Consider the following 14,853-nt stretch of genomic DNA (forward strand, 5'->3'; position numbering starts at 1 on the left):
GTGAAGTGCTCACGATCCTTGCGTCGGGAGCGCCAGCACTGAGCGCCAGTGTGGTTCAACGATCTCCCAGTCAAGGGAACGCAACTTTTGGCGAGCTGCCGCCCCAAGGCGTTTTCGCAACCCCTCATCCAGCATCAACTTTTCTAGGGCTTTTGAGAAGGCACGCCAGTCTTCGCGAGGCACAACACAACCATGCACGCCGTCGTGCACCATTTCCAGTGGACCGGGAGATGCATCACTCACCACTGACGGCAATCCGGCAGCCATCGCTTCCAGCAGCGCATTGGGCATGCCTTCAAAGCGTGAGGGAAGAGCGAAGATGGCGGCCTTCTGCATAAAGGTGAGCGGATCCGATCGGAAGCCCGCGAAGCTGACGGAAGCAGAGATTTCCAACTGCTGAGCCTGCTGCTCGAGAGCCTGGCGCTCAGGGCCATCACCGACCAGGATCAGCCTCCAGCCACCACGGCAGGTCATTGGCAGGGCCGCGAAAGCCTGGAGGAGAACATCCAATCCTTTTTGAGGAACCAGTCGGGCGACCGCCAGCACCACGCGCTCGCGAACAACAGGAGATTGTTGATCCACGCGAGCCAGACCAGCCGGAAGAGGGTTGGGCAACAATTCCAAGCGAGGCCATGAGCCCATGACCTGCAAGGCATCAATCACCCCTTGCGTGTTGGCAGTGACCACATCAGCCCGGCGGTAATAAACAGAACGCAAACGGCTCCAAAGCGGCTCCAGGAGCTGCCGGTGAGGATCATTGCGTTCCGACACCACCACATGCAGAGGCAAATCCCACGCAGCTGCACAACAGAGAATGTTGGTTTTGGTCAGCAGAGCCAGGATGCGTCTGGGACGCTGCTCCACAATCAGCTGGCGAAGACGCGCATAGCGGAAGCCGGCCAGACGGGGCATCCCACGCTGCAACAAACGCGTCGCCCAGGTGCTTTGCTCAGGATGCATCTGCCGCTCGATCAACGGCCAACAAAGCGCGATGGCGATTCGCAGCAACAGACGTTGCAACTTGATCAATTGAGCCAAGCTGAAGCGACGGGAACGGGCCAGCAACGATCGGTTGGCGACATCACACAGCCAAGGGTGCAACGCGGCCTCATCCGGACCTAAATCGAACACGTCCACCTCGGCGGGAAGCGCATGCTTGATCGGGTGGCCATGCCTGAGGGACAGCACCCTCACGCGCAAACCCTGAGACGCAAAATGCTCAGCGGCAAGCAGACCGACTTTTTGTGCGCCACCAGCCCCGAGATGGGGCAGCACGACCCAGAGATCATCCATCGCTCAGTGGTCGCAGTGCCTCAAGAAAATCATGGCGGAGCCGCTCAGGTGCAAATCGCTGACGCACCTCCATCGCCTCACGGGCCAAGCGACGACGGCGCTCAGGCTCGAGCAGAAGCTGTTCAATCGCCAGCACCCAGTCTTCGCTGGAAGCATCCTCCGGCATCAGCACACCATTGACATCATCCTCAATTAACTCGGCAGGACCGGTCAGGCAGTCGCTGGCAACGCAGGCACAGCCTGCGGCCATCGCCTCCAGCAACACATTGGGAAAACCTTCGTAGCGGGAAGGCAGCACAAACACGTCTGCCCGTGCATACCAGGAGGCCATGGAACCCACCATCCCTGGCAACAACAGTCGCTGCTGCAGATCAGCGTCGTTCCCCAGAGTGGCTCGCAACCAAGCCTGCTGATCCAGGCACTGATAGGGGGTCTGAGGCAGACCAACAAGGGCCAGATGTAAATCGGCATATCTGGAGCCGAGAGCTGAAAACACCGGCATCAGACGGTCAAACCCTTTCTGTTGTGCTTTGGTTCCAGCCCCAAGGAGCAAGGGCACATCCTCAGGTAACCAGTCGTTCGGGTCCACAAAGGGCTCACGATCGATCAAAGGCCAGGTCACCGGATTGGGTAACAGCAGCTGACGACGCGCCCCGCAATGGCGACGCAGCCAATTGCCGGTGATCTGTGTTTGCACCAGATGCAAATCAGCCCAGGGATAGGTGATGCGCCGCAGACAGCGCCAGGGCAGGAGCGGAGGTTTGGCAGGCGGGTAATTGCGTTCCGAGACAACGCAGCGGAGCGGCAAGCCCAGACAAGCCAGCAACAACTTGACTGCAGGAAGCGTGGTGACACCCACCGCCAGACAGAAACCTTCCTGATGCAGGAGCTGGCGCAATTTCATCACCCTCATGGGAAAGGCAAACCAGCCCAGTCCTTCCCAAGGCCACGGCAATGAGGGCTCCTGGCAACGCCTGATCCCTGGAGGCAAGGGATAAACATCACGCTGAGCAGACTGGCGGGTAATCACGACCACCTCCCAACCGGCCTGCTGACACCAGCTGGCCCAACGCAACAGCACGCGCTCGGCCCCACCCAACTTGAGGGAATCGATGCTGAAGGCAATCCGCACCGAACGCATCAGCTCTCTGGGATTGGATCCAACGACTGCAGAAAGCGTCGAGCCTTTTCAGCACGCTGACGGCGCAAATCGGGGAAATACACCAGCAGCACCGGGTCGACAAGCTGCTCAAGATCCGGTCGTTGCTCCGGGGCATCCTTTGGCCAGCGCGCGTCACTGAGAAAGCTCAAGAGTGAATCGGCGAAAGCCCGGTGATCTTCCTGCGTGCTGTGAATGATCGGTTCAAAGCGCTCGTGAAAACAAGCATCCCGCAAACGAGACACCTCACTGATCACCCGGTCATAGCGTTCTGCATCCTTGGCATGCCAAGCCATCACCGCCGCCACCGTGAGACTGCGCAAGATGTTGCGCGTCATTCGCACAGCCGTCTTGCGATCGATGGCAAAGGGGTCATAGCGCTGCGCGCTGTCGATCAAATCCAGCGAAGCTTGCTCAAGGCCTCGGGTGTCATTCAGAGCCATGAGGGCCCGCAGTCGAGTGAGTTGCGCAGAAATGAGCAACTTGGCCCTGTTTTCGCGATTGGGCTTGAGACAGCGATAGGTATCAGGGTCCTGCTCAAGTTGGTGCACGAGGTCCGACAGACCCTCAACCCCTTGCCGTAAAGCGACCTCATCCTTCGCATCAATGGCGCGATAAGTCCGCACCACTCGGCAGTAACCCGTGTAGCGAAACGGCAGGACCGCACTGGCAGCCAATGCGTCGAACATGGCCAGCTGGTCGATCCTGCTGCCAGGCCGCGAACCGCGTCGAAACAACAGCTGATGCAACAGTTCCGCCTCTCCATCCTCAAGCCAGATCCGTTCGATCAGGCGACACCCCTCGCCGTAGTCACCCGCCTGTAAACGCCGCTGCGTCAAACCACCCAGCAGGACGATGTTGCTGGGATGCACCCGCAAAACTCGTCGCAGCCAATGCTCGGCCCAACCTGTCGCTCCCAGACGTTCGAGGCTGCGCACGATCAAGAGCGTCCACTGACCCCACAACCAAGACCATCGACACTGCGCTCTCAACTGGTGGTATGGGGGAGCCTGAGGGGGGAGCGGCTCATCAGGCAGTAGTCCGTGCTGCCCGAGCAACTCCAGCATCGCCTGAGTGCGCTGGTGATAGGTGTGGCAAGAAGCTCGCTCCAGGCGTCTGGACTGCAGTGGGGAATTGCCAGACAGAACATGCTCAATGGCCGATTCGAAAGCCTCGATCTCAGGAGGGCATAACAAGGCCACATCCGCTTGATCTTGAAGGGACGGAATCTCTGTAGCCACCACAGAACAACCAGCCGCGAGGTACTCGAAAAATTTCATCGGGTACATATTGCGCGTGTAGTCATTGAGTTGAAGCGGCAACAAAGCCACATCCGCTTGAGAGAGATAGGCGGGCAAGTCTCGATAAGGTCTCGGGCCCAACAAATGCACATTGCTCAACCGAGCCAATGCAGACACATCAGTTGTTGGATCTGCCTCCCCAACAGGACCAATCAAACAAAAGGTCCAATGAGGATGGCGCTTTGCCAACACTTCCAAGAGGTGTAAGTGAAGCTTGTAAGCATCAATTGCGCCAATGAACATCAACAGTGGTCCACTGAACAATCTCTTTGAACAGTCCGGAGGCGTAGCGAGACTCGGATCGAGTGCTTGAGCAAAATGCGCGGCATCAGCAACGTTGCCGAAATAGTGAGTACCGGCATTGCGAGGAGATAAGGAACGCTGCAACTCCGGCGAGGTTGTGAAGACTGCATTGGTGGCGCCACACAAATCGACCTCGGCCATTTCAATTGCAGTGATTGGCATTCCAGGCTGTGCCTGGATGCGATCAACACAGTGATAAATCGTGGAATGAAATTTCTTCAGACTCAAGTAAGACCTGGTCTGCGGATTAAATGTCCACAGCAATGGTCGTCGAAAATCTAAGAACCAATCAGAAACAAGGAGTGAAAGAGCCAAACTCCAGCGATTAACTGAACCCCAGAAACCTCGTGTCTGGCCAGGAATGACCAGTGGCGACACCACCCAAAGGTTTGCGGAAACCTGTCGAGGCCCTCTCAGCCCCCGACGGAGACGACGCCAAATCCGACGCGAATCTGAACGATCCGGTCTCGGGCCCCGCACACCCAATGAATCGACGTACAAAACGCGATGGCCCAGAGCTGCTAGTGACAACGCCTGGTGCTGCTTATTGGTCCAAAGGGGGTGATCCCAGTCCGCCGTGGACAACAGCACGACATCAGCCATTCGTGATGTCTAGCAATGTCATCGCCCGGAAACTTTCAGACCTCTCACAAAGCTCGGAAAAGCTGCCACTCGCAACGATTCGACCGCGATCGATTTCATAGATGCGATCACATTTTTTGACCGTCGAAAGACGGTGAGCAATCACAATTGTCGTGCAGCGCCGACCAATAATATCCAGGGCCTGCATGACATCATGCTCGGTTTTATTATCCAAGGCGCTTGTCGCTTCGTCTAAAACAAGCACTCTGGCATCGCGGTAAAAGGCTCTCGCAAGCGCCAAACGCTGCCTCTGTCCGCCGGAAAGCTTGGCCCCATCGTCACCAACCAAGGTGTAAAGACCGTAAGTCATGCCAGCGACAACATCGTCAAATTGCGCTGCTTCTAAAGAGGCCCAAACTCTGTCATCGTCGATGGAATCAGACTCCTGGCCGAAGGCAACATTGTCACGGACGCTTCCATTCGTCAGTTTGACGTTCTGAGGCACAAACGAACAATTCGCCTGCCAAGCTGGAAGCTCTTGAGAAGTAACAGGTATTCCATCAATACACAATGCGCCAGCCGAAGGGTGATAAAGACCAAGAATTAGATGAGCAAGAGTGGTTTTACCACTACCGGTCTTTCCGACAAAAGCTATCCGTGAACCACTAGGAATAGTGAGATCAATCCCATGAATCACATCAACCTCAGGCTGACGGAAACGGAAGCTGACCGATTTCAATTGAATGAATCTCTGAGGAATCAAGCCACTAGCCGAAGGCACTCCAGGAGAATCGAGAAGAAGACGATCAGGATTTAGTTCCAATAATTCCAAAGCTTCCTGAATCTGAGGCAGGCCTCCACGCAGACGATTGACGCTGCGGAATAATGATTGCAATGGGCCAGATACTCTGAGCAAAGCGATTAAAATTGCCGAAATTTCAGGAATCGTTTCTTGGAAAGAATTCATATCTCCACGCAATAATGCCGGACCAACGAAAACGACAAAAAGAATCGTTATCCCTGCTGGTTCAATAACCAATCGAGGAATATCTGGCAGAAGCCTGCTAATACGGTCATAGCGCTTAGCGATTCCACCATCCCTGGAAAATCTCGATGAAAAATATTTTTCAGCACCATACAGCTGAACCTCCCGCATTGAGCCTATTGATTCGCTGAGAATCATTGAAATTCTTTTCCTATAACGAATTCGCTGTTTTGTAGCCAATCTCAAGTAAGGAGTTATCAACTTAGAGGCTAATAAATAGCAAAACACCATCAAAGAAAATATGACGAATGCCTTGACCCCAAGAATAAGAACAATTCCCGTAATCAAAGAAAGAATAGACACCAAGCTTCCCGCGCTTGCAATCAAAGGAGCTATGACACCAGTGGAAACATTGCTGAAAATTCTATTAAACTGTAGTGCTATCTCTCTTGATTTACCGCCAACAAAAAAGTCGTAATTTTGGCGCATTAACGACAAATAAACACGATTGACGAGATCATTCCAAATCTCAGCACTGAGAAGGCTCTGCATCAACGCAACACCAAACCGCACACCAGAGGCAAGCCAAAAGAACAAGATCAGAAGGCCAATAATCCAGCCCGCCTGATCAAGAAGAACACCGCCAAAAACCTTGATACCAGGGATCTTGTCTTGAAGATTGTTCCCTGCCAGCAATCCAACCAGGCGCGCCAAAAGAGCGACCAGGGCAATATCCATCACCCCTTGAAAGAAAGCAGCCAACATGACCACAACCAGCTGACGATTGCGCTGGGGAGGCAAATAAGCAAGCAGCTTGCTCAGGTTGTTCCAGGTCTGGCTTTGAAGCGGCAATAACGCCATCAGCTGGTCAACCTTGAACGCTCAAGGAGAAATCCACGATTTTGAAACGTTAGAGCGCAGCCAGCAATCAGCTTGCACGCCAAGGCCAGCCGGAGAACCGATTGACCACCTTGCCCCGCAGTCGATCCTGGCGCTGGGACCAGCGCAGACGCCGAGTCGAGGGCGAGCGCAAAACCAGCTCAGACATCTGGCTCATCGCTCCATGGCGAGCAAGGTCGTTCAATTGAGCCAGGATTTCATTCCAGCGCTCACACCATCGGGCCTCACTGGACTCGACAAGCAGCGACTCGAGCGATTCTGCCCCTGGGAGCCATGAGTGCGGGCACTGAGCAGCGGCGACGATCCGCGCCAAATCATTGTCCAAGGTTCCCTGCCCGATCTGATGGGCGGTAACGCCAGGCGTGAGGGTATCGGCGAGAGCATGGTTGAAACTGCTGAACAGCACACAACCACACGCCAGTGCCTCCAAGGGAGGGAGCCCGAAACCTTCACTCACTCCCCGGCCACGCCAGTACTCAGCCGAGTCGTACAGATAGATTTTGGATCGGTTGAACAGGTCAACCAGATCATCGACCCAGCCGCTCTGAACTTCCACTCTCAGCCCCTTGGCCTGAAGAGCGGGAACCAACTGTTCCAACACATAAGGACTGCTCTTACGCTTCTGCACCAAGACGTCGATCGGCCGCTCGGTGACTTCATCCCTGTCGGATAACGAGGGGCGAGCACCCCGCTCCAGCCACTGTGGCTCCAGTGCGTTGGGCACCCAGAACAACGGGTTTCGTGGAGCACGGTCGCCCCAGTAACCGAGGGTATTGCGACTCACCGCCACCACAGGAACCCCCGGGGGCAGACCAAAACCGTATCCACTGCTGTGCGCCTGGTAGACGACTGGTCGTCCCTGCAGACGAGCGAGAGAACGAGGCACATCAAAACCCCAACTCACAATCCAAAGAGATCGGCCGGGAGACGGTTCTGCCTGCAAGACGTCATCCAGGTAGGGATGGCCGTCACTGCGTTCCCTGTAGGTGACCACCTCTGTTGGACGCAGAGTGGAAAGCAGACGTGCGGTCTGCAACGCCACACTCAATCCGCCACAACGAAAACGGGTTCCGGTGCCAGGCACCAGAACCCGAATGGAGTTGAACCCTCCAGGCGAAGGCTCAGTGGATGACATCAAGCAGCGGCGGTTTCAGTGCTGCCACTGCGCTGACGGCGGGTCAGGAAGCCGAAGAGCACCTTGCCGATGGCCGCCACCAAATTTCCTTCAAGCTCCTTGAACATGTGCATGTTCATGTGAAAAGCGTTGTTCGCTTCCTCAACGATGCGATCAGCGGTGTCCTGATCGATCGGCAGCTCGTCCATGGTGGCGCGATAGGTCGTTTTGAAGGCCTTCTCGTCGGCGATCTCATCGAACACGTAGAAACGCAGACCGTCATCTCCATCCATGTTCATCGCTTTCTGAGCGATGTTTTTCAGGATCTGACCACCAGAGAGGTCACCCATGTAACGGGTGTAGTGATGACCGACAAGCAGTTCCGGTGACTCCTTCGCCACTGCACGAATCCGCTCGACATAAGCCACTGCGGAAGGTGAGGGCTGGATCTCCTCGCTCCAGTTTTCACCGAAGTAATAGACAAGATCCTTCTCAAGGGACTCACGTCGGTTCAGCTGTTCCATCCCCACCGGGCCCACCACAGGGTGGTCTTTGAGTTGACCCACTTCTTCCTCCATGGCGGAGTAAACGAAGTAGAGGTCAGCAACAAGCTTGCGATAGCTGGATTTATCGACGACACCCTTGAGGAAGCAGCTAACGAAACCGGTGTTCTCGGCCATCGTGTGAGCTTTCTTGGTGCCTTCACGGAGCTGAGCAGCCAGAGCTACGGACATGGGATGGACACTTGATCGGTGTAGGCAACCATAAATTCGATCTTCGTCTGAGAGACCGAAGGGTTGCGAAGGGTTACGCCGCTGTGCCCGTCGCTGCCGGATTGGCGAACAAATCAAACAAGTCCCGACAGATTCCACGCAGCTGCTGAACCTGCTCGGGCTGAGGCAGGTGCGAGCCCTCAGGCTGCCAATCACCCATCGTCACCAGACGCCAGCGTTCTCCGTCGTAGGTCATGCCACGCATCAACACCCCAAGCAGATCCGGAGCGGCCGGAGATCCAGCCGAATCAGACTTCTGCTGAAGCCTTAATTGGAGAAGCAGACTGCGGCACTCAAGACGAGGACTCCAACCGGGAAAGTGAAAGGCCAGGTCAAGAGTCTGATCCTCCTGCCAGCGGCGCGTCTGGGGATCATCCCGCCAGGGATTGAGATTGACAGTCGCGGCTGGGAAACGATTTCTCACCAGGGTCACGGCCGAAGCCAAAGCCTGGGCGAGCTGCACGCTGTCGACCGCTTCTCCTGCGTTCACCAGTTCATCGTCGATGACCACAGGTTGAAGGCTGCTGACCCGAAGCGCCAGTGACCGTTACGGTTGCGACCATGATTCCGCGCACTCTCAGCTCCCGACTCAGCCTCTATGGACTGGTGGGCGTGGTGGCCGCAGCCGTGCATGCCCTTGTGTTGTTGGGCCTGGGCCTGTTCATGCCCCTGTGGCTGGCGAATCCCCTGGCCTTTCTTGCAGCATCGCTGGCCGGCTATCTGGGGCACGCACGATTCACCTTCCGCCCGGAAACAGGTGGCCAGCGTTTCGCTCGACGCTGGCTGATCATTCAATACGTGGTCAACCTCACGGTGAGCGGCGTCTTGCCTCTCGCCCTGCCCAACGCGCTGGGCGAGCCAGTGCGTGTTGCCATCCTGGTGTTCACACCCACTGCGCTGAATGCCCTGATCTGGTCACGGGCGGCACGGTTCAGCAAGCGGCGGAGGGATTGCCTCGTCACGCCACGACGCCATGCCGATGATCTCGGACTCAGTCCTGCCACCAACCAGGCCATTCTCGAACTCGCCAGTCAAGGAAGGCTGGACAGCAGCAGCCTGCTGGTCAATGGCCCTGTCGCAGCCGACGGCTTTCACGCTTGGCAGAAGCTGACACAGACCGATCCTCAGCTGCAGATCTGTCTGCACCTCTGCCTGACCGAAGGACCCTCGAGCGCTGACCCCGCTTTGCTGCCTGACCTTGTGGATTCACACGGCCATCTGAAGCGAACGTTCGGACAATGGTTGTTGCTGTCGCTGCTACCGCGCCGACATCCCTCCCGCCGTCGGATCGAAGCTCAACTGGGACTGGAATTAGACGCCCAAATCAAAAGCTTCCGCAGCTTCTGCGGTGATGCACCCATTCATCTGGATGGCCATCAACACATTCACTTGGTGCCGATCGTGCTGAAAGCCGCTCTGGCCAGGGCTGGCGACAACGGCATCACCTGGATGCGCCTGACGGAGGAGCCACTGCCCACTGGTCTGCCCTTGCGCTATTGGAGAGAAGCCATCCGTCAGTCAGGACTGCTGAAGTGGCTCATACTCCAGCTGCTCAGCCGCAGAGCTCGGCCCGCCATCCGGCGCTGCGGGCTTGTCAGCAATCAGAGCTTCGCCGGCGTGCTGTTCACCGGCCAGATGGCAGGAGCTCCAATCCTTGCTGCCTGGAGGGAGCTCAGCAGTGTGGAACCACAACCTGGAGCCACTCCGCCGCTGCTGCTGGCACACCCCGGGGCGCCACTCAAGCTCGATCTGGTGAAAGCAGGATTCTCCGTATCCCAGACATTCGCCGCTTCAATCTGGCGACAGCGCGAATGGCAGGCTCTTCAGGACTTGTGAACCCGGCGGATGAAGTAGTGCGGGCGTGACTTCGCTTCCACATAGATGCGGCCGACATATTCACCAAGCACCCCGATGCCGATCAGCTGAATCCCCCCGATGAACAGCACCGCCACCATCAAGGATGCATAACCCTCGACATCCACACCAAACAGGGCCGTACGCAGGATGATCACCAAGGCATAGAACAGACTGAGGGAGGAGACCAAAACGCCGATCCCTGTCCACATTTTCAGAGGCAGAACAGAGAACGAAAAGATCCCATCGAACGCGTAGCCAAACAACTTGAGCGGACTCCAGGAGGTCTGCCCTCCCTGCCGGCCAACCCTCTGATAAGGCAGCTCCACGCTCGAATAGCCCGTCCAGGGAAGAAGGCCTTTGGAAAAACGACTGGACTCGCGCAACTGGGTGACTGCGTCAAGAACAGCTGCATCCAGCAGGCGGTAATCACCGGCTCCCTCCTGGAGCTCAATCGAATCCACCACTTTGTTGAACACTCGATAAAACCAGTGCGCGCTGGCGACCTTGAGGCGAGATTCCTGATCCTGGTCATCACGCACCGCCGTGACCACTTCAGCTCCGGCACGCCATTCGCGCACCATCTGTTCAATCAGCTCGGGGGGATGCTGAAGGTCTGAGTCAATCAACACGGCTGCGCCGCAGCGGCCATTGACATGGTCAAGGCCTGCGAGCATCGCTGCTTCCTTGCCGAAATTACGGGTGAGTTCCAGCAAGGTCACTGGCGAACCCGCATGATCCTGAATCCAGGCGCGGATGCATTCAACGGTTGCGTCGGACGATCCATCGTCAATCAGCACCAACTGATCCACACCAGGCACTGCCAACACGCGCTCCACAAAACGCGTGATCACCGTCTGTTCGTTGAAACAAGCCGCCACGACCCAGACACCCTCTGACTTCGGCATGGGATGAAGGTCGGATCGAAAGTGACTTTAGGGATCACCCTTCAAGTCATAGGCTCGCGACAACGTGATGTCGCCCGGCGGCAACCCAGCCATGGCTCAGTTCGAGAAGCTCACAGCCCCCACAGAGGGAACGCCGATTCGCTTCGAGAATGGACAGCCGGTCGTGAGCGACAACCCGATCATTCCCTTCATCCGTGGAGATGGAACGGGCGTTGACATCTGGCCGGCGACGCAGAAAGTGCTGGATGCTGCCGTAGCCAAGGCCTACTCAGGCAACAAAACCATCGAATGGTTCAAGGTCTACGCCGGTGATGAGGCCTGTGATCGCTACGGCACCTATCAATACCTGCCCGAAGACACCCTCGAAGCGATCCGCACCTACGGCGTTGCCATCAAAGGCCCCCTCACCACCCCTGTTGGCGGAGGCATCCGATCACTGAATGTGGCGCTCCGCCAAATCTTTGACCTGTACTCCTGCGTGCGTCCCTGTCGTTACTACGAGGGCACACCAAGTCCGCACAAACGACCGCAGGATCTTGATGTGATCGTCTATCGGGAAAACACCGAAGACATCTACATGGGTGTGGAGTGGGAAGCCAATGACGTTGTGGGTCAGGAGCTTCGCAAGCACCTGAATGAAGTGGTGATTCCTGCCAATGGCAAACTCGGCAAGCGCCAGATTCCTGAAGGCTCAGGGATCGGCATCAAGCCGGTGAGCAAGCACGGCAGCCAACGTCACATCCGCAAAGCGATTCAACACGCCCTGCGCCTGGAAGGCGACAAACGCCACGTCACCTTGGTGCACAAGGGCAACATCATGAAGTTCACCGAAGGTGCATTCCGCGACTGGGGTTACGAGCTGGCAACAACTGAATTTCGCAACGTTTGCATCACCGAGCGGGAAAGCTGGATCCTCGGGAACCTGGATCAAGATCCTGGCTTGAGTGCGCAATCCAACGCGCGCATGATCGAGCCCGGCTACGACAGCCTCACACCCGAAAAGAAGGCTGAAATCGACTCAGAAGTTCAAAGCGTGATCGACACAATCGGGGCGAGTCATGGAGGCGGCAAATGGAAGAAGATGGTGATGGTCGATGACCGCATCGCCGACAGCATCTTCCAGCAGATCCAGACACGACCTCAGGAATATTCGATCCTGGCCACCCTCAATCTCAATGGTGATTACATCTCCGATGCAGCCGCCGCAATGGTGGGTGGCCTGGGGATGGCCCCGGGCGCAAACATCGGTGAAACAGCAGCAATCTTTGAGGCAACACACGGCACGGCACCAAAACATGCCGGACTCGACCGCATCAACCCTGGCTCAGTCATCCTGAGCGGAGTAATGATGCTGGAGTTTCTCGGATGGCAGAAAGCCGCCGATCTGGTCACCAAAGGCCTCAGTGCAGCCATCGCTGACCAGCAGGTCACCTATGACCTGGCCCGACTGATGGACCCGCCGGTCGAACCTGTGAGCTGCAGTGGTTTTGCTGATGCGGTGATTCAACACTTCTGAGAAGTGCGTGAACTGAACGAGTAATCCCGGCGTGAATCACCGATCAAGCTCACCAATCATCACAATTTCATGAGTGGACGAGTTTGCGCCAAAAGTGACAGTTGCAGTACCCACATGCTGATCAAGCTTGTGGCTGCACTGACTGCTCTCAGTGCAATCGGAATTGGACTCTGGCAATGGATTCAGCAACACCAAGATGCACTACCTCCACCAGACTCGAAACAAGGTCGAACACTTCTACGCCAATACCAACAAATCACACATGAAATCTGGCTAATCCTTCTGCTCCTTGCAATGGGTTACCTGATTTACCAGATCTACAAGAACAAGCACAAAGAACAACTCAGCAAGCGAGATAAAAACAGTCAAACTGTTGGCAATATTCTGCAATTTGTCAAAAAAAATCCGATCACCACAATCCTGATCATGGTTTACACCATAGGGATGATTTCAGGCACAACCTACCTGTACAAAGACATGACAGGTTGGTACCCAGACTTGGTGAAGGGCCATTTTCTAGAAAACTTCTCCATCCGACAGAGCTTCGTCGATGAAACCATGCGCAGAAGCGACTACCGCTTCTTTCCACTTGCTCATCAGGACCTTCATATTCTGAGCTGGTTCACCATCCACATCAAAACCTGGATGTTATTGAGTGCTGCTGAGTTAATCGGCATCGTTGCGCTAACCATCAAATTCCTCAATGGCCTACAAGCCGGGAAACCAGCTCAACAGTCCGCGATTCTTCTTATCACCTGTCTATTCCTCATTCACCCTTCCACAGGAACCGCATTCTTTCATGTGATCTATTGCGAGCGGTTGCTTTGTCTAATCTTCATGCTCTACATCACGTCCTATCTTGACTATCGCAACACGAGAAAATCGTCGTCGAAGTTCCTAACTATTCTATGGGCATTACTAGGAATCTATATCAAAGATATTGCCATTGTGCTCTTTATCATTCCTGCAGGCTCCCTCTGGCTGGCGGATAAAATCTATAAGCATAAAGATGATCAAACGATAGTCTCTCGAAAAGAAGTTCCACAAGACAACAAGCTTGAACAATGGCTTATAAGCCTAATCCTCATATTCACAACTAGCTACATCTATTTGGCATTAATACCAAGCGGCTACGCGGTAGAAGGCGCATACAACGAAGACACTACGCACAAAATCATCCTTGATTTCCGTGTTTACGTCTTTGCGATGATTGCGCTAACGCGCGTTGCACTCATTCAAAAAGACAAAACACGTTTCAATCTTTTAGACGGAATTAATGTTGCCGGATTTGCTTATGCCACAGCACTCGGATTGACTTACAAATTTAACGCCACCAGCTACCTTGCCCTTCCATTTCAACTCATCGCAACCATCAACATTGGATGGCTCTGGATTCAGGCAATCGAACGGAACAATCGCCTTAAAAACAAGCCCATGATCAATCTCAGTGGAGCCGCACTGACATCAGTCCTGATCCTGGGAATTGACCATACAACCACGGCAAATACTTTTTCAAACAAGCTATCGGAGCAAAAGCTTGAACAAGCCACTGTACAAACAACTTACGAAAAGCTGTACAAAGTCAGCTTAAAAATTCGCGAAACAGGAGATGATGTGAACATCATCATCCATCAAGACTCAAGACTGTCTTCTGAGCGCCACTTGAATCGAATTCCCTACAAATCACTGATTGAATACGAACCTGTACGTGCTGAGTTCATCGTTAAGGATGGAGCTGGAAAAGGAAAGATCTACACACCAAAAAAAGGAGATCTTATAGCCAACCTCGATAGAGACATCGACGTACTCAAGCCAATCTTGAAAAATATGGAAACTAAAATAATTTATCGCCACAACCCAACCCAGCGAAGCGGCCTGATTCTCAGAATCACTGAAATCAATTCTTAAAGCAGAATCCCCTTAAGCTATTCAATCAAAAGCCGAACATCCAATACAAAGAAGATTCTAGAGCCTGAATCGATACATCAATAAGATTAAGTCCAAGCGACCACCAATTGAATCCAAACCACAAGGACTAAATCATTCACACATCGAAGAAATCAGCTGAAGAAGAACAGGGGCCCAGGCAAAAAGACAAGAGAGCTTCACAGCATCCTCAGAGCATGCTCAAACAAAAAACGATTCAACGGAAAAATTCAGGATGC

General features: G+C 54.7%; 11 protein-coding genes. 3 read left to right on the plus strand and 8 right to left on the minus strand.

The annotated features are described in order from the left end of the window. Positions 1-9: 9 nt before the first annotated feature. From AC6EI9_RS09410 to AC6EI9_RS09440, 7 genes are all read right to left on the minus strand, one after another. Positions 10-1,293 carry a glycosyltransferase gene (locus AC6EI9_RS09410; protein ID WP_498467536.1) on the minus strand — a complete coding sequence of 428 codons (1,284 nt, stop codon included), beginning with the start codon at positions 1,291-1,293 and terminating at the stop codon, positions 10-12. Then, a complete protein-coding gene (locus AC6EI9_RS09415) occupies positions 1,286-2,434 on the minus strand; it encodes a glycosyltransferase (protein WP_498467537.1) in 1,149 nt (382 codons plus the stop codon). Before AC6EI9_RS09415 ends, AC6EI9_RS09410 begins: the two co-directional genes overlap by 8 nt. Continuing rightward, entirely contained in the window at positions 2,434-4,659 is a 2,226-nt protein-coding gene (locus AC6EI9_RS09420) for a glycosyltransferase (protein ID WP_498467538.1), read from the minus strand. Before AC6EI9_RS09420 ends, AC6EI9_RS09415 begins: the two co-directional genes overlap by 1 nt. Further along, entirely contained in the window at positions 4,652-6,484 is a 1,833-nt protein-coding gene (locus AC6EI9_RS09425; RefSeq protein WP_498467539.1) for an ABC transporter ATP-binding protein, read from the minus strand. Before AC6EI9_RS09425 ends, AC6EI9_RS09420 begins: the two co-directional genes overlap by 8 nt. A 67-nt stretch (positions 6,485-6,551) precedes the next feature. Continuing rightward, the gene (locus AC6EI9_RS09430) at positions 6,552-7,658 is read right to left on the minus strand and encodes a glycosyltransferase (RefSeq protein ID WP_498467540.1); all 1,107 of its coding nucleotides are present in this window, start codon (positions 7,656-7,658) and stop codon (positions 6,552-6,554) included. Further along, entirely contained in the window at positions 7,658-8,371 is a 714-nt protein-coding gene (locus AC6EI9_RS09435) for a biliverdin-producing heme oxygenase (RefSeq protein ID WP_498467541.1), read from the minus strand. Before AC6EI9_RS09435 ends, AC6EI9_RS09430 begins: the two co-directional genes overlap by 1 nt. A gap of 73 nt (positions 8,372-8,444) precedes the next feature. After that, on the minus strand, positions 8,445-8,900 hold the full coding sequence (locus AC6EI9_RS09440) for a Tery_1686 family protein (protein WP_498470002.1): 456 nt from the start codon (positions 8,898-8,900) through the stop codon (positions 8,445-8,447). Between the two features lie 71 nt (positions 8,901-8,971). Here AC6EI9_RS09440 and AC6EI9_RS09445 point away from each other — a divergent pair, with 71 nt between their 5' ends. Then, positions 8,972-10,246, plus strand: coding sequence for a ChbG/HpnK family deacetylase (locus AC6EI9_RS09445; RefSeq protein WP_498467542.1), 1,275 nt, complete (start codon positions 8,972-8,974; stop codon positions 10,244-10,246). Here AC6EI9_RS09445 and AC6EI9_RS09450 read toward each other — a convergent pair. Further along, positions 10,234-11,172, minus strand: coding sequence for a glycosyltransferase family 2 protein (locus AC6EI9_RS09450; RefSeq protein WP_498467543.1), 939 nt, complete (start codon positions 11,170-11,172; stop codon positions 10,234-10,236). The genes AC6EI9_RS09445 and AC6EI9_RS09450 overlap by 13 nt on opposite strands. 91 nt (positions 11,173-11,263) lie before the next feature. Here AC6EI9_RS09450 and AC6EI9_RS09455 point away from each other — a divergent pair, with 91 nt between their 5' ends. Together AC6EI9_RS09455 and AC6EI9_RS09460 are read left to right on the plus strand one after the other, a co-directional pair. Beyond that, complete coding sequence (locus AC6EI9_RS09455; RefSeq protein ID WP_498467544.1) at positions 11,264-12,688, plus strand: NADP-dependent isocitrate dehydrogenase; 1,425 nt, start codon at positions 11,264-11,266, stop codon at positions 12,686-12,688. Between the two features lie 129 nt (positions 12,689-12,817). Beyond that, positions 12,818-14,596 carry a hypothetical protein gene (locus AC6EI9_RS09460; RefSeq protein WP_498467545.1) on the plus strand — a complete coding sequence of 593 codons (1,779 nt, stop codon included), beginning with the start codon at positions 12,818-12,820 and terminating at the stop codon, positions 14,594-14,596. Positions 14,597-14,853 lie beyond the last annotated feature (257 nt).

Source organism: Synechococcus sp. MIT2312, from assembly GCF_059772315.1.